Source organism: Streptococcus halichoeri, assembly GCF_009870755.1.
Taxonomy (GTDB): Bacteria; Bacillota; Bacilli; order Lactobacillales; family Streptococcaceae; genus Streptococcus; species Streptococcus halichoeri.
The window spans coordinates 14,629-30,514 of the sequence record NZ_WLZU01000006.1; the positions used below are offsets into that span (position 1 = coordinate 14,629).

13 protein-coding genes are annotated in these 15,886 nt (G+C 45.1%); 10 read left to right on the top strand and 3 right to left on the bottom strand.

What is annotated here, in order from left to right:
• Nucleotides 1-136 precede the first annotated feature (136 nt).
• Nucleotides 137-1,027 (top strand): SPFH domain-containing protein, encoded by an 891-nt coding sequence (locus GWD08_RS02675; RefSeq protein ID WP_159564101.1) that lies wholly within the window; start codon nucleotides 137-139, stop codon nucleotides 1,025-1,027.
• Between the two features lie 193 nt (nucleotides 1,028-1,220).
• Here GWD08_RS02675 and GWD08_RS02680 read toward each other — a convergent pair whose 3' ends face one another.
• The 3 genes from GWD08_RS02680 to GWD08_RS02690 form a co-directional block, all read right to left on the bottom strand.
• Nucleotides 1,221-1,337: a putative metal homeostasis protein gene (locus tag GWD08_RS02680; RefSeq protein ID WP_159542978.1), complete on the bottom strand. Its 117-nt coding sequence runs from the start codon at nucleotides 1,335-1,337 to the stop codon at nucleotides 1,221-1,223.
• Nucleotides 1,338-1,736: 399 nt separating this feature from the next.
• Complete coding sequence (locus GWD08_RS02685) at nucleotides 1,737-2,477, bottom strand: amino acid ABC transporter ATP-binding protein (protein WP_159542975.1); 741 nt, start codon at nucleotides 2,475-2,477, stop codon at nucleotides 1,737-1,739.
• A 1-nt stretch (nucleotide 2,478) separates the two neighbouring features.
• Nucleotides 2,479-4,041: an ABC transporter substrate-binding protein/permease gene (locus GWD08_RS02690; protein ID WP_159542969.1), complete on the bottom strand. Its 1,563-nt coding sequence runs from the start codon at nucleotides 4,039-4,041 to the stop codon at nucleotides 2,479-2,481.
• 363 nt (nucleotides 4,042-4,404) lie between these two features.
• On the opposite strand from GWD08_RS02690, the gene GWD08_RS02695 reads away from it, so the two are divergent.
• The 9 genes from GWD08_RS02695 (at nucleotide 4,405) to sufB (ending at nucleotide 15,216) form a co-directional block, all read left to right on the top strand.
• Nucleotides 4,405-5,244, top strand: coding sequence for an undecaprenyl-diphosphate phosphatase (locus tag GWD08_RS02695; RefSeq protein ID WP_159564102.1), 840 nt, complete (start codon nucleotides 4,405-4,407; stop codon nucleotides 5,242-5,244).
• Between the two features lie 402 nt (nucleotides 5,245-5,646).
• Nucleotides 5,647-6,417, top strand: a complete 771-nt coding sequence (mecA, locus tag GWD08_RS02700; protein WP_159564103.1) for an adaptor protein MecA — start codon at nucleotides 5,647-5,649, stop codon at nucleotides 6,415-6,417.
• A gap of 4 nt (nucleotides 6,418-6,421) precedes the next feature.
• The gene (locus tag GWD08_RS02705; protein ID WP_159564104.1) at nucleotides 6,422-7,597 is read left to right on the top strand and encodes a glycosyltransferase family 4 protein; all 1,176 of its coding nucleotides are present in this window, start codon (nucleotides 6,422-6,424) and stop codon (nucleotides 7,595-7,597) included.
• Between the two features lie 408 nt (nucleotides 7,598-8,005).
• A complete protein-coding gene (locus tag GWD08_RS08880; protein ID WP_341871810.1) occupies nucleotides 8,006-9,388 on the top strand; it encodes an LPXTG cell wall anchor domain-containing protein in 1,383 nt (460 codons plus the stop codon).
• 508 nt (nucleotides 9,389-9,896) lie between these two features.
• Nucleotides 9,897-10,667: a Fe-S cluster assembly ATPase SufC gene (sufC, locus tag GWD08_RS02715; RefSeq protein ID WP_159542957.1), complete on the top strand. Its 771-nt coding sequence runs from the start codon at nucleotides 9,897-9,899 to the stop codon at nucleotides 10,665-10,667.
• A 35-nt stretch (nucleotides 10,668-10,702) separates the two neighbouring features.
• Complete coding sequence (gene sufD / locus GWD08_RS02720) at nucleotides 10,703-11,965, top strand: Fe-S cluster assembly protein SufD (protein ID WP_159542954.1); 1,263 nt, start codon at nucleotides 10,703-10,705, stop codon at nucleotides 11,963-11,965.
• A 13-nt stretch (nucleotides 11,966-11,978) separates the two neighbouring features.
• Entirely contained in the window at nucleotides 11,979-13,205 is a 1,227-nt protein-coding gene (locus GWD08_RS02725; protein ID WP_159564105.1) for a cysteine desulfurase, read from the top strand.
• Complete coding sequence (gene sufU, locus GWD08_RS02730; protein WP_159564106.1) at nucleotides 13,192-13,629, top strand: Fe-S cluster assembly sulfur transfer protein SufU; 438 nt, start codon at nucleotides 13,192-13,194, stop codon at nucleotides 13,627-13,629. The genes GWD08_RS02725 and sufU overlap by 14 nt, the downstream gene beginning before the upstream one ends.
• 168 nt (nucleotides 13,630-13,797) lie before the next feature.
• A complete protein-coding gene (sufB, locus tag GWD08_RS02735) occupies nucleotides 13,798-15,216 on the top strand; it encodes a Fe-S cluster assembly protein SufB (protein ID WP_159564107.1) in 1,419 nt (472 codons plus the stop codon).
• The last annotated feature ends 670 nt before the right edge of the window (nucleotides 15,217-15,886 follow it).

Sequence of the window (15,886 nt, forward strand, 5' to 3'; positions counted from 1 at the left end):
GCGTTAGAGTTTAGGGGCTTTTTTCTATTGCTAGCGCAGCTGATAAACTGCAGCTGGCATTAAAAAGAATTGACAATCCTAAAAAAAAGATTATAATTGTCTTATCACAATAAGTCAAAATCTAGAGGAGTTCCAGATGAATACTGCAATCATTGTCTTACTTTGTATTTTAGTACTGCTAGTATTAGTAGTGCTCAGTACACTTTATGTTGTCAAACAACAAACAGTCGCTATTATTGAACGATTTGGTAAATATCAAGTGACCGCAACTAGTGGGATTCACATCCGGATGCCCTTTGGCATTGATAAAATAGCTGCGCGTGTGCAGTTACGCCTCCTCCAATCAGAAATTGTCGTCGAAACAAAAACAAAAGACAATGTCTTTGTCACCCTCAATGTTGCCACCCAATACCGTGTGAATGAAAAAAATGTCACTGATGCTTACTACAAATTAATGAAGCCAGAAGCACAGATCAAGTCCTACATTGAAGACGCTCTACGCTCATCTGTACCCAAGCTCACCCTGGACGAATTATTCGAGAAAAAAGATGAGATCGCCTTGGAAGTCCAACATCAAGTGGCAGAGGAAATGTCCACCTATGGCTATATCATTGTTAAGACCTTGATCACTAAGGTTGAACCTGATGCCGAGGTCAAGCAATCAATGAATGAAATCAATGCCGCTCAACGTAAGCGCGTCGCTGCGCAAGAACTTGCTGAAGCAGATAAGATTAAGATTGTCACGGCGGCTTCTGCTGAAGCAGAAAAAGATCGCTTACATGGTGTGGGGATTGCCCAACAGCGTAAAGCAATTGTAGATGGCTTAGCAGATTCTATTCAAGAATTAAAAGAAGCTAACATTAGCTTGGATGAAGAGCAGATTATGTCTATCTTATTAACCAACCAATATTTAGATACCTTAAATACCTTTGCGTCTAAAGGCAATCAAACCCTGTTTTTGCCAAATACACCTAATGGTGTAGATGACATTCGCAGCCAAGTGCTATCAGCATTAAAAGTAAAATAAGGATTTTAGCTTTTCTTTAGTAGGTCAAGTAGGTTAGCACAAACGTCTATCAAGTTACCTCTCTTTTGCTAGAACTTTTGATTGCTCTGTGCTTGCCTGATAAGATACTAAAAAAAGACCATAAAAAACAACTAGAACGGAGGGATGTGTCCTAGTTGTTTTTTTGTTTGTCTGACTTTTAATGTTTTAGTTATTATTTCTTACCAAATCTCTTGTACTCATGAATAATCTTCAAAGCACGCTTTTTGGTTTTGATATTGGGACTCTTTAGCCGTCGGTAAGCCGATGCTAAATCAGTTTTTTCAGCCATAATAACCTCCTCATAAAAAGTATTTATTAACGTTAACAAAGACTAGTATAGCACAATAAACTTAACCGGTAAAGTATTTTAAGCAATTATTTTTTCTTGCTGGATTGACAACCTGCTCTATCCCAAATACCTCAGTGTTTTTAGCTGGTTTGGTGATTCATAGCTTACAGCTCTCTATGGAAGTCATTTTTGCCGTCCGAAGCCCTGCTAGTGGCCTTGGTGCCAGTGAACTTTTGCTTTTTTTATGGCGGCTTGTTTAGCCACAAAAACCCTCAAGCAGCTGATGGGACCAGTTTGCCTGAGGGTTGACTTGAATGCTTATGGCTGTGCTCATGTGTTCGTTAGAAGTCCTGTGTGAAAACCACTCTAGTCCTGACAAGAGTACTAGCTTAGGGCTTCTTAGCTTAAGAAACGTTGTAAAAATTCTTTGGTTCGTGCCTGAGTAGGGTTTTCAAAGATGTCTTGGGGCCGGCCTTCTTCGGCGATTAGGCCCTTATCCATAAAGATAATACGGTTAGAAACATCGCGGGCAAAATCCATTTCGTGGGTGACGATAATCATGGTTAGACCAGACTTGGCTAAATCTTGCATGATTTTTAAGACTTCGCCGACCATTTCAGGATCAAGGGCTGAGGTTGGTTCATCAAAGAGCATAGCTTCTGGATTGACAGATAGCGCGCGAGCAATGGCAACCCGTTGTTTTTGCCCGCCAGATAGTTGATTGGGCTTGGCTTTCCAATATTGTTCGGTCATACCAACAATAGTGAGGTTTTCTTTGGCGATTTTTTCAGCCTCAGCATGGCTACGCTTTAAGACCGTTGTCTGAGCCACAATAGCATTATCTAGCACATTGAGATTCTCAAAGAGATTGAAGGATTGAAAAACCATGCCGAGTTTTTCTCGATAATGGGTCAGATTATAGCCATCTGCTAGGACGTTTTTACCATGAAAGAGGACCTCTCCCGCCGTTGGCATTTCTAAGAGGTTAATAGAACGAAGTAAGGTTGACTTACCTGAGCCAGAAGAACCAATGATGGTAATCACCTCACCCTTGTTAACAGAAAGAGAAATATCTTTTAAGACTTCATTATGACCAAAGGATTTTTTTAAATGTTTAATTTCGATAATTGGTTCTGACATATTAGGCCTCCTCAACCAGAGCTGGACTGGCAACCCTTGTATAAGATTCATCGTCTAGGCGGCGTTCCACATAACGAAGAATGCGGGTGACAGTAAAGGTCAAGATAAAGTAAATGACGGCAATGAGCATAAAGGTTTGGAAGTACTGATAGTTCTGGGTAGCAACGGTATTACCTGAGAAATATAGTTCCACTACCGAGATAACATTTAGCACAGAAGTGTCTTTAATATTGATGACAAATTCATTCCCCGTGGCAGGGAGAATGTTACGTACCACCTGTGGCAAAATAATTTTGCGCATGGTTTGGCGGTGATTAAAACCAAGTGCCGTTGCGGCTTCAAACTGCCCCGCATCAACGGCGAAGATGCCTCCGCGGACAATTTCGCTCATGTAAGCACCTGTGTTGATCGACACGATAAAGATAGCCGCCAAGGTCCGATCCAGTGAAACCCCAAATGCTTGTGCGGTTCCATAGTAGATGACCATTGATTGTACAATCATCGGTGTGCCCCGAAAGACCTCAATGTAAATGGTTAGCAGACTACCAAAGAGCTTTTGGAAAAAGGCAGTTGTCTTATGCTTGGCTTTGGGTGCAGTACGATAGACACCGATTAATAAACCAATCATTAAGCCAATGACAGTCCCTACCATGGAAATGAGTAAGGTTAGGCCTGTCCCACGTAAGAACTGGTGCCAGTTGGTTAAAAGAATGGTCCACATTTGTTGGAAAAAGGATGGTTTTTCACCATTTTTTGCCTTGGCAAGAGTTGGCTGGTAGGTCACTACCTTGCGCATGAGTTTTTGCCGATCATGCTCGGATAGTTTGGCGAGGACTTGATTGACCTGCATGAGGCGAGGATCATCTTTTTTCATGCCAACTGAGATAGCAGTGTCTGTTTTTGAGAAGGTAAAACCTTGTTGTAGCGGAGCTATTTTAAAAGCAGGATTGGCATTTTCGGCTGTTAAGCCTTCGGGCTGTTCGGAGATATAAGCATCAATAACACCAGAAGATAAGGCCTGACGCATCTGTGAGAAATCTCCCATTGGGGTTTGCTTTTTAACCCCTTTGATCTGATCGATCAGTTTGACATGCCAGACGCCTTGTTGGGCTGTCACCTTTGCACCTGAAAAATCAGTAAGTGTGTGTGCCTTAGCAAAGCGGCTATCCTTGCGCACGACCAAGACGGGCTCGCTGGTATAATAACTGTCTGAGAAAGAAATTTCTTTTCGGCGTTCAGGAGTTGGGCTCATACCAGCAGCAATCATATCGATTTTACCAGAAGTTAGTGCTGGAATTAAACCTGTCCAGGAAGTTTTAACCACGATTAGGTCTTTGTCCATGGATTTAGCAATTTTTTTAGCAATTTGGACATCATAACCGTTGGCATAGGTCTTAGTTCCTTCGATGCGTACAGCACCGTTTTGATCATTGTCTTGTGTCCAGTTAAAGGGGGCATAGGCAGCCTCCATCCCCACACGAAGATACTGATCTGCTTTGACAGTCGAAAAGCCACTCAAAAAAAGCATAAGGGTCGCTGCCAAGTAGAGATATATCTTTTTCATAAAAGCTCCTGTCTCACTTCTCTATTTTTCTTTCCATTTTACAGCAAATCTGGGGTGATTGCAATTTAAATCATTTAAAAAATTGGAAAATTATACAAATACAGCCAAAAATATGATAAAAAATAAATTTTTGCTGCTCATTTCCTGACCTGCTGAGTTATTTATCCGAGCTCTACGGCTTTCTCGTTAAATAGCTGCGCAGCTTTTTTGAGCTAAAGGAGCCCATCAGACTAAAAAAACAAACTAGCACTCCCAAAGCAGCGCTATCTGGAAAAAAATAGGCGTGTTTTTAGAGGCTTCTTATGTCATTTTACGGTTTTTTTGGTAAACTTAAGGTAATATTTTAGGAATTTAGGAGAAATCATGTTATTTATTGAGCTTTTGAAAGCTATTTTCTTCGGGATTGTCGAAGGAATTACCGAGTGGTTGCCAATTTCTAGTACAGGGCACTTGATTTTGGTCCAAGAATTTATCACCTTAAAGCAAAATGCTTCCTATATGGAGATGTTTGATGTGGTGATTCAATTAGGTGCTATTCTAGCTGTTATCGTGGTTTATTTTGCCAGGCTTAATCCTTTTCAGCCTGGAAAAACAGCCAAAGAAGTCCGTCTGACCTGGCAACTATGGACTAAGGTGGTTGTGGCTATCATTCCGGTCGTTCTTGTTGGTCTTAAATTTAATGATTGGTTTAATAACCACTTTTATAATGTGATCACGGTGGCCTTGATGCTGATTATTTATGGGCTTGCCTTTATCTGGATTGAAAAAAGGCATCGGCATATGACGCCTCAGATCACCACTTTGGCCCAGATGCCCTATAAGACAGCCTTTTTAATAGGTCTCTTCCAAGTTTTAAGCATTATTCCAGGAACCAGCCGTTCAGGTGCAACCATCCTCGGCGGTATTTTAGTGGGAACCAGTCGGACAGTTGCCACAGAATTCACTTTCTTTTTAGGCATTCCCGTCATGTTTGGTGCCAGTCTCTTAAAGGTCGTTAAATATTTTGCAGCGGGCCATGGCTTTACCATGAGTCAATCCCTGATTTTACTCGTAGCCAGCCTAACCGCCTTTGTTGTTAGTTTGTACGCTATTAAGTTCTTAACAGACTATGTCAAACGACATGATTTCACCATTTTTGGCAAATATCGGATTGGGTTAGGAAGCTTGTTATTGATTTATTATGTCATCACACATTTGCGCTAGCTGATTCATGATTTAGCAGTCTTATAACCTGGCAAATCAGCAGAGCTAAGCTAGCCTTATTCAAATCAGCAGTACTAGGCTAGCTTTTTTAACACTAGTTGATAAGACTAACTCTCAAACAGTGGGCTAATCCTTTGTTGAGAGTTTTTTCATGGCCAATTAGCAAAGGTAAGGCAAGCTATCATTTCAACCGCTTGCTCAGCCAAAGCAAATCCAAGCAAAACAGGCAGACGTAGCTGCCTATGCGCCTGCTACTAACTGCTGGCACGAGCTGATTTTCTTGCCGTGAGCAGATGTCAGCTTGAGCGGCATTTTAGCAAAGATAGGAAGAAGTAGTCATAAAATTGCGATTTACAAGGTTTTCTTGTATAATAGAGTAACTACGCGTGCGAGGTATCTACTATGGAGATGAAACAAATTAGTGAAACAACACTAAAAATTACGATTAGTATGGATGATTTAGAAGAAAGAGGGATGGAATTAAAGGATTTCTTGATTCCTCAGGAGAAGACCGAAGAGTTCTTTTATTCTGTCATGGATGAGCTAGATCTTCCTGACACTTTTAAAGATAGTGGCATGTTGAGCTTTAGGGTCACACCGCGCAAAGACCGGCTTGATGTTTTTGTCACCAAATCAGACTTGAATAAGGACCTTGATTTTGAAGATCTGGCGGACCTGGGTGATATTTCCCAGATGTCTCCTGAGGAGTTTTTCAAATCACTGGAAAAATCCCTGCGGGAAAAAGGAGATACACAGGCTCATGAAAAGCTTGAAAAACTAGAAGAAGCCATGGAGGATGCCCTACAAGATCCAGATGCTTCTGCGACAGAGCAAGCTGCCATGAGCGAAGGAGATGAAGAGGAGGATGTTAATCCATTAGACTATATTCATTATGTTTTAGTTTTTGCTGATTTGCCTGCCGTCATTGAGTTTGCTCAGGCTATTGATTTTCAGGTGGAAGCTTCTGAACTTTATAAAGACAACAACCGTTACTATATGACCGTGCTATTGGATGTTCAAAACCAACCGGCTTATTATGCCTCAGTCATGTATGCTCGCCTGCTGGAACACGCTAGCCCCACGACAACAACGCGAGCTTACTTACAAGAGCATGCTCCCCAACTAATGGTAGATGGGGCGCTTGAAAAATTACAAAAGGTAAAATTGGTCTAAGGTTATGTTTCCATTTACATTTGACTATGTTTTAGTCTTAATTGGTGCCCTCTTAATTTCTTTAGTGCTAACGCCCTTGGTTCGCCTTTTGGCGTTTAAGGTGGGGGCAGTTGATTATCCCAATGCAAGACGGATTAACAAAGTCCCCATGCCAAGTAGCGGTGGCTTAGCCATTTTTATTTCCTTTGTCCTAACGACCCTTGTGATTGTGCCGATGATCTCGCAAGGGATTAGTATCCATGGACTTGATTATTTTTCATATATTCTGCCTGTGGTACTGGGGGGCTTTCTCGTCATGTTGACGGGTTATATTGACGATATTGTGGAAATCAGCCCCAAACTGAAGATGCTTGGCATCTTCTTTGGCAGTTTTGTGATTTGGGCCTTTACGGATTTTCATTTCAACAGCTTTAAAATTCCCTTTGGCGGCCCCTTGCTATCTTTTGGACCCATTGTGACCTTTATCTTGACCATCTTGTGGATTGTCTCCATTACCAATGCCATCAACCTAATCGATGGCTTAGATGGCCTAGTCAGTGGCGTTTCATTGATTAGCTTGCTGACCATGGCAATTGTCTCGTTCTTCTTTTTGCCCCAGCTTGATTTTTACCTAACCGTCACCCTCTTAATCCTGAGTGCCTCCATTGCGGGCTTTTTTCCCTACAATTACCACCCGGCGATAATCTACTTGGGAGATACGGGCTCACTATTTATTGGCTTTATGATCGGTGTGTTGTCCCTTCAGGGGTTAAAAAATGCTACCGCTGTGGTCGTGGTTACACCAGTGATCATCCTGGGCGTTCCGATCATGGATACCCTAGTGGCCATTATAAGGCGTAGCCTCTCTGGCAAAAAAATCTACGAGCCGGATAAGATGCACCTGCATCACCGCCTGCTCTCTATGGGTTTTAGCCATCGCGGGGCCGTCCTTGTCGTCTATGGCATTGCCATGCTCTTTTCCTTGATTTCCTTACTGCTCAACCTCTCTAGCCGCTTGGGCGGAGTGCTTTTGCTGTTTGGCCTGTTATTTGGCCTGGAAGTCTTCATTGAAGGTTTAGAGATTTGGGGCGAAAAGCGCACACCGCTCTTTAATCTCCTGAAATTTCTGGGTAACAGTGACTACCGCCAGAAAGTCCTACAAGCCAGACGTGACAGGCATAAGCATGACCACCACCATTAAGCTACCATTTGGGCGGAAGTGCTTAGTTAGCGAAGACCGCTTGGTGCGGCATCAGATTAGGACAAAAAAGACCGCTTGGTCTTCTTTTTTTGCTAGCAGTCCCCCTGGCCGCTAGGAACAACAAAGCTAAAGGAGGGTAGAGGCCTAAAAATGGCAGATTCAAAAAATAAAGTTTATAAAAATAAATGATATGCAATAGGAAAAATGAGAAGCAAAAATAGGTAGATAGCAACAACCGGAACTTAAAAAAGCACATCATCTATTGGTTTTTGCAATAAGCTCATATATCTTTAAAAAAGACAGGATTTGAGCTTTAAAAGCCTTTCCCATTCTCCTATAATACTCTGAGTAGAAAATATTAGTTACCTTACGATATTTTAATCACAAGGAAAAAGGAGAGACAGACAATTGAAAACGACCACACCCAAGCGCCTTAATCGGCTAGTTTGCCGCTATGGCTTGACTTCGGCGGCCCTATTACTAACCCTCGGGGGGGGGGTAAGCGTAAAGGCTGAAGAGCAACAATCTCCGTCGCTAGCAGAAGTAGCAAGAAAACTTAGGGACCGATCGGGGTCTCTGGATAGGCAGACTGTACCACCAGTTGCTACCACTGTAACCCATACTTGGGGAGCTTTAAACGATTATTCTACTTCAACTATTTATGACTACTTGCTTCTGTTACAAAGATATTTGGAAAATCAAAAAAAAGTTGAGAAGGAATGGAAAGAGATACTGGATCAAGCGCTTGAGGCTAGGACATTTCAAGGTCCCAAGGGTGACCGTGGTGAAACTGGCCCTGCCGGCCCGGCTGGCCCAATCGGTCCCGTAGGTGCTCGTGGTCCCGCTGGCCCGCAAGGTCCGCGTGGTGATAAAGGCGAAACCGGTGAGCGTGGCCAAGCCGGAGCAGCCGGCCCCCAAGGCCCAGCCGGTAAGAACGGAGACCGTGGTGAAACCGGCCCCGCTGGTCCCGCCGGCCCAATTGGTCCTGTAGGTGCACGAGGCCCCGCTGGTCCCCAAGGTCCGCGTGGCGATAAAGGCGAAACCGGCGAACGTGGTGAAGCCGGAGTAGCTGGCCCTAAAGGCGAAGTTGGCCCCGCCGGTCCACAAGGTCCGCGCGGTGATAAAGGCGAAACCGGTGAACGTGGTGAAGCCGGAGTAGCCGGCCCTAAGGGAGAAAAAGGCGACCAAGGAATTCAAGGCGAACGCGGTGAAAAGGGCGATCAAGGAATCCAAGGTGAACGCGGTGAAAAAGGTGACCAAGGAATCCAAGGCCCCCGTGGAGAGCAAGGCTTACAAGGCCTCCAAGGCGATCGTGGCGAAGCCGGCCCTAAGGGTGAAAAAGGTGACCAAGGTATCCAAGGTGAAAAAGGCGACCAAGGCCTCCAAGGTGAACGTGGTGAAGCTGGTCCTAAGGGTGATCAGGGTCCGCGTGGTGAGCAAGGACCCCAAGGTCCGCAAGGCACACCACAAAGCCCAGACAAGCCAGCAGAACCATCACCCCATGCACCAGAGCAGCACCGGCCACAGGTTCCTAGTCAACCTAATCAACCACAAACACCTGAGCAAGTGCCTCAAGACCGACCAGCTCCACAAGGTCAGTCAGCAGCGCCAACTGCTCCTAGTCGTCAGCCTCAGTCGATGCCAGCTCAGCCTCAGCTAGCCCCAGCGCCAGCTAGACACCAGCACTTACCAGCGACTGGTGAGCAGCGCCAGCCATTCTTCACAGCGGCGGCCCTAAGTGTCATGGCTATGGCGGGTGTTCTCACACACAAACGTAAGGAAAACAACTAACAATCCTATTTAAAAAACCACTACTAAAAAAGGTGGCTGTGCCCGTTCTGCCAGACTCAAGCACAGGTGCCACCCACTCTTACTGAGTGATTAGAGTCCTTTCATCTAGCCTTTGAGCAAGAGGAGAGGATCAACTGCCAAGGACAAGGGAAGAGCCGACTCACTCTCCCCTTGTTTTTGTTTTGGCAACATTTCCATATTCTGCCCTAGACAGAAAAAAAGCAGAGCCTCATCTTTTTTCGTAAAGTAATTTCCACCTTGTCTTGCCAATGGCAGCAAAAAAGTCTTATTCTTGGACTGACTGACCAGACAGTCGTCAGCTTCCTGGCTGTGCTAGACTAGCTCTTGCCTCCTAGCCCTTGGTAGTCCCGCCTGGCTTTTTTAGGCTAAGTAGGCTAGTCCTGGTTCGTCAGAAAGCCATTATAGGCTTTTTTTGTTATAATGAAATAGTGATGTTAAAAGTGAAACAGGCCTTCAAAGGGCCTGTTAGAAATAAATGAGGTGTAAGATGTCAACGCTTGAAATCATTGATTTACATGTTTCCATTGAGGAAAAAGAAATCATAAAAGGTCTCAATTTAAGCTTAGAAACGGGTGAAATTGCCGCCATTATGGGACCAAATGGCACAGGAAAGTCCACACTGTCTGCTGCCATTATGGGTAATCCCAATTACCAAGTTACCCAAGGAGAGATTCGCTTGGATGGTGTCAATATCCTGGAACTTGAGGTAGATGAACGGGCACGGCTGGGCCTTTTTCTCGCCATGCAGTATCCGGCTGAAATTCCTGGCATTACCAATGCCGAATTTATCCGAGCAGCTATGAATGCTGGCAAGGCTGATGACGATAAAATCTCAGTACGCGATTTTATCAGCAAATTAGACGACAAAATGGCTTTGCTTGGCATGAAAGAAGAAATGGCCGAGCGCTATCTTAATGAAGGCTTTTCTGGCGGTGAAAAGAAGCGAAATGAGATTTTGCAGCTACTCATGTTAGAACCTAAGTTTGCCCTGCTTGATGAGATTGATTCGGGCCTTGATATTGATGCCTTAAAAGTGGTCTCAAAGGGTGTTAATGCCATGCGGGGGCCAAACTTTGGGGCGATGATTATCACCCACTACCAACGCCTCTTGAATTACATCCAACCAGATAAGGTTCACGTGATGATGGATGGGCGGATTGTCCTTTCTGGCGGACCAGAGTTAGCAGCGCGCCTTGAAAAAGAAGGCTATGCCCAGATTGCTGAGGAACTTGGTCTTGATTACCATGAAGAAGTTTAATTTGTTACTTCGACAAAAAAGCAAAGGAGTTACAAATGTCAAAAGAATCACTAGTGCAATTTTCACAAGCCAAGGCTGAACCCAAGTGGCTACAAGATTACCGTCTCAAGGCCTTTGAGCAGATTGCTGATCTGCCCTTGCCCCATATTGAACGGGTCAAGTTTCACCGGTGGGACCTTGGTGACGGGACGATTGCTGATAACGAGGCCATTGGCGCGGTTCCTGATTTTGTCAACACTGGGAGTGGTCCTAAGCTAGTCCAGGTTGGTACCCAGACCGTCTTTGAGCAGCTCCCCTATGAGCTGGTAGAAAAGGGTGTGGTCTTTACGGATTTTTACTCCGCTTTAGCGGAGATTCCTCAGATTATTGAAACCTACTTTGGGACAGCGCGCGCCTTTGATGAGGATCGCTTGGCTGCTTACCATGCGGCTTATTTTAACAGTGCTGCAGTTCTCTATGTACCGGATTTTGTGGAAATTGCTGAGCCGATTGAGAGCATCTTTTACCAGGATGCTACTAGTTCGGTACCATTTAATAAGCATGTTCTGATTATTGCTGGCAAGGGCAGTCGTTTTTCCTATCTGGAGCAATTACAGTCTTATGGAACCACTCCTGTCAAAAGCAGCGCTAATATTTCTGTGGAGGTAATTGCTCAAGCTGGCAGCCAAATTAAATTTTCAGCGATTGATCAGCTGGGAGAGCACGTGACGACCTTTATTAGTCGACGGGGACGGCTAGAGCAAGATGCTGCTATTGATTGGGCCCTTGCGGTGCTAAATGAAGGCAATGTGATTGCCGATTTTGATAGTGATTTGTTGGGCCATGGCAGCCATGCTGATCTAAAGGTTGTTGCCGCTTCTAGTGGCCGACAGGTCCAGGGGATTGATACCCGTGTGACCAATTATGGAAAGAACTCAGTGGGCCACATTCTGCAACACGGGGTGATTTTGGAGCGGGCGACTTTGACCTTTAATGGTATTGGTCATATCATCAAAGGGGCAAAGGGAGCCGATGCTCAGCAAGAAAGCCGTGTCCTGATGCTATCAGATAAGGCACGTAGTGATGCTAACCCGATTTTGCTCATTGATGAAAATGAAGTGACAGCCGGTCATGCGGCTTCTATTGGTCAGGTTGATCCCGAAGATATGTATTATTTGATGAGTCGTGGTTTGGATCAAGAAACAGCAGAAAAACTGGTCATCCGCGGCTTCTTAGGTACGGTCATTACGGAGATTCCCGTTAGGGCAGTTCGTGAGCAGATTATCGAGGTCTTAGATCAGAAGTTAGCGACACGCTAGTAAAGGAGGCAATGTGTTAGATGCAAGAAAAATAGCAACTGATTTTCCGATTTTACATCAAGTGGTCAATGATGAAAGTTTGGTTTATCTGGATAGTGCGGCGACCAGCCAAAAACCTAAGCAGGTTATCCAAACACTCCAAGCTTACTATCAGCAAGATAATGCGAATGTACACCGCGGCGTCCACAGCTTGGCCGAGCGGGCAACGAGTCGTTACGAAGCTGCTCGCAGCAAGGTCAAAACCTTTTTAAACGCCGCATCTAGCAGGGAAATTATCTTTACCAGAGGGACGACGACGGGTCTTAATTGGGTGGCTAAGTTTGCTGAAGGGCTGCTTGAGGCAGGAGATGAAGTGCTGATTTCGATTATGGAGCACCATTCAAATATCATCCCCTGGCAGCAAGCTTGCCAAAAAACAGGCGCCAAGCTGGTCTTTGCCCATCTCAGGGAGGGGGCTTTAGATTTGGAGGACTTTGCTGCCAAATTATCTCCAAAGACGAAGTTTGTCAGCCTGGCTCATGTTTCCAATGTTTTGGGCTGTCGCAATCCGATTAAGGAACTTGCTGCCTTGACCCACCAGGTCGGGGCCTATCTGGTTGTTGATGGTGCGCAGTCAGCACCGCATCAAAAGATTGATGTGCAGGATCTAGATTGTGACTTTTTCACCTTATCTGGTCACAAGATGTTGGGGCCAACTGGGATTGGTGTCCTTTATGGCAAGGAGGCCCTGCTTCAAGCCATGTCGCCAATCGAATTTGGTGGGGAGATGATTGACTTTGTTTATGAGCAGGAGGCTAGCTGGAAGGAATTGCCCTGGAAATTGGAAGCTGGGACTCCGCATATTGCAGGTGCTATTGGTCTAGGCGCAGCCATTGATTACTTGATGGACCTTGGGATGGATGCTATTTACGCCCACGAGCAGGCGCTGATGGCCTATGTTTTGCCAAAGCTTGAGGCTATTGAGGGACTCACCCTCTATGGTCCCAAAGATCCTGCGCAGCACCACTCGGTGCTTGCTTTTAATCTGGCTGGTCTACATCCGCATGATGTTGCAACTGCCCTTGATTATGAAGGCGTGGCCGTTCGTGCTGGCCACCATTGCGCCCAACCGCTCATCGCTTATCTGGGTCTCCATGCCACCGTGCGCGCCAGCTTTTACCTATACAACACCACAGAAGATTGTGATCGCTTGGTGGATGCGATCTTAAAAACGAAGGAGTTTTTCAATGGCACTCTCTAGGTTAGATAGCTTGTATATGGCCCTGGTTGCTGATCATTCCAAACATCCCCACCATCATGGGAGCCTGGCCGGGGTTGAGCAAATCCAGCTCAATAACCCCACTTGTGGGGACGTGATTGCTTTGTCGGTTCAGTTTGAGGGTGAGCAGATTGCTGATATTGCTTTTTCTGGGCATGGTTGCACGATTTCAACAGCTTCTTCTAGTATGATGACGGATGCTGTTATCGGTAAAACTAAAGCACAAGCGTTAGCTTTAGCGGAGACCTTCTCCCAGCTGGTGCAGGGTCAGGCGCCTGCGCAAGCTAAAGAGCTGGGCGATGCGGAATGTCTAGCAGGGGTAGCAAAATTTCCCCAACGAATTAAGTGTGCTACCTTGGCATGGAATGCTTTGAAAAAGGCGATTGAGCGTGATTCGGTTAACTGAGCTACCAACTACTTAAGGCCAAGGGCTTGTGTTAACGCATAGGGGCTAATGCAAGCTTTAATCATCTATAAGCTGATGAGGCGGGGGTTCATATGGCCTGTTCAGTCAAACTTAGGAGCTTTGGTTCGTAGTAAGGAATCATTTTCTATCATAGTAGAAAGGGGACACATGTCCGAAACAATTGAAAAAGTAGATCCCAAACCAATTGATCTGGGAGAGTATAAATTTGGTTTTCATGATGATGTTGAGCCGATTTACTCCACTGGTAAGGGCTTGAGTGAAGCAGTGGTCCGAGAGTTGTCTGCTGCTAAAGGGGAACCTGAGTGGATGTTGGATTTTCGTCTTAAATCACTAGAAACCTTTCATAAAATGCCAATGCAAACTTGGGGTGCTGATTTGTCTGATATTGATTTTGATGATATTATTTATTATCAAAAAGCTTTGGATAAGCCTGCTCGCGACTGGGATCAGGTCCCTGATAAAATCAAGGAAACCTTTGAGCGCATTGGCATTCCTGAGGCTGAGCGTGCTTATCTAGCGGGTGCTTCTGCTCAGTATGAATCCGAAGTGGTTTACCATAATATGAAGGATGAATATGATAAACTAGGAATTATCTTTACAGATACGGATTCTGCACTCAAAGAATACCCTGATTTGTTCAAACAGTATTTCGCAAAGCTGGTGCCGCCAACAGATAACAAGTTAGCTGCCCTTAATTCTGCCGTGTGGTCTGGTGGGAGCTTCATTTATGTTCCTAAAGGGGTTAGCGTTGATATTCCCTTGCAGACTTATTTTCGGATCAACAATGAAAACACAGGCCAGTTTGAACGGACCCTGATTATTGTTGATGAAGGTGCTAGTGTTCATTATGTAGAAGGCTGTACGGCACCTACCTATTCTTCCAATAGTCTACATGCAGCTATTGTCGAAATCTTTGCCTTAGAGGGTGCCTACATGCGCTACACCACGATTCAAAATTGGTCTGATAATGTGTATAACCTGGTGACCAAGCGCGCAACGGCTAAAAAAGATGCGACGGTTGAGTGGGTGGATGGTAATCTGGGGGCGAAAACAACGATGAAATACCCTTCTGTTTACCTTGATGGGCCGGGTGCGCGTGGTACCATGCTGTCCATTGCTTTTGCTAATAAAGGGCAACACCAAGACACGGGCGCAAAAATGATTCACAATGCACCACATACCAGTTCATCTATTGTCTCTAAATCCATTGCTAAAGGTGGCGGCAAGGTTGACTACCGTGGTCAGGTAACCTTTAATAAGCACTCCAAAAAATCGGTTTCTCATATCGAATGTGACACGATTTTAATGGATGATCTGTCCAAGTCTGATACAATTCCTTTCAATGAAATTCACAACTCCCAAGTCGCTCTTGAGCATGAGGCTAAGGTCTCTAAAATCTCAGAGGAGCAGCTCTATTACCTGATGAGCCGTGGTCTGACTGAGTCTGAGGCGACCGAGATGATTGTCATGGGCTTTGTTGAACCCTTTACCAAAGAACTACCCATGGAGTATGCTGTTGAACTCAATCGACTTATCTCCTATGAAATGGAAGGGTCAGTTGGGTAGATAGGTATGCAACTGCTTTGACCGGGCTTTGGCGGTCGCTGCTTGCTAGAAGTAGCCATATCAGTTCTAGCAGTTTAAACCAGCAGTGCTTAGTTGTGGCTGCTAATAGTATTAGCCAGCAGTGAGCGACTGTTGGTTTTTTTGGTCCGCCCGAGACGCCCCAAGCAAAAGCAGCAGAAAGCAAAGTAGCAAGACGCTTACAGAAAAAAGCGGCAGCAAGGCAGCAGGACGCCTACAGCAAAGTAAAAAAGCAGACCGTTTATGTTTTCTCACAGTATGCCGGAGTGCTTCATCACTCCAGCAGAAAAGTCCTATCTCGCCAAGCAAGCAGCCTTAGCCATTTGGGGCTATAGCTAATAGCCATAGCTATGAGAACAGCTACCACAGTTCAGCCCAGCAACCAAGACCAAGCTCAGCTGGTTACCTTTTGCCAAAAAGCCCTAGATCCTTGCTCAGCCAGCCACATAGGCCTAAGCTCGCTATAGCAGCTGATCTGATTTAGCCAGCACGTAAGCCTGTAGTCATAGCTGAGGAGAAAAGGTGGACTAGGTAGCGCCAGCTCATACTAGCTAGTTTAGTAACATAGCACCCCTTGTGCAGTCATTAGGCAAAGGATAGTTTATAACTATAACTGTTCATAGTAAGAAACAACTGTTCAGGCCCTGCTTAT

What these genes read in the sequence shown, in the direction of transcription:
- GWD08_RS02675 (WP_159564101.1), top strand. Translation starts at nt 137, where the DNA reads ATGAATACTGCAATCATTGTCTTACTTTGTATTTTAGTACTGCTAGTA.
- GWD08_RS02680 (WP_159542978.1), bottom strand. Translation starts at nt 1,337, where the DNA reads ATGGCTGAAAAAACTGATTTAGCATCGGCTTACCGACGGCTAAAGAGT.
- GWD08_RS02685 (WP_159542975.1), bottom strand. Translation starts at nt 2,477, where the DNA reads ATGTCAGAACCAATTATCGAAATTAAACATTTAAAAAAATCCTTTGGT.
- GWD08_RS02690 (WP_159542969.1), bottom strand. Translation starts at nt 4,041, where the DNA reads ATGAAAAAGATATATCTCTACTTGGCAGCGACCCTTATGCTTTTTTTG.
- GWD08_RS02695 (WP_159564102.1), top strand. Translation starts at nt 4,405, where the DNA reads ATGTTATTTATTGAGCTTTTGAAAGCTATTTTCTTCGGGATTGTCGAA.
- mecA (WP_159564103.1), top strand. Translation starts at nt 5,647, where the DNA reads ATGGAGATGAAACAAATTAGTGAAACAACACTAAAAATTACGATTAGT.
- GWD08_RS02705 (WP_159564104.1), top strand. Translation starts at nt 6,422, where the DNA reads ATGTTTCCATTTACATTTGACTATGTTTTAGTCTTAATTGGTGCCCTC.
- sufC (WP_159542957.1), top strand. Translation starts at nt 9,897, where the DNA reads ATGTCAACGCTTGAAATCATTGATTTACATGTTTCCATTGAGGAAAAA.
- sufD (WP_159542954.1), top strand. Translation starts at nt 10,703, where the DNA reads ATGTCAAAAGAATCACTAGTGCAATTTTCACAAGCCAAGGCTGAACCC.
- sufU (WP_159564106.1), top strand. Translation starts at nt 13,192, where the DNA reads ATGGCACTCTCTAGGTTAGATAGCTTGTATATGGCCCTGGTTGCTGAT.
- sufB (WP_159564107.1), top strand. Translation starts at nt 13,798, where the DNA reads ATGTCCGAAACAATTGAAAAAGTAGATCCCAAACCAATTGATCTGGGA.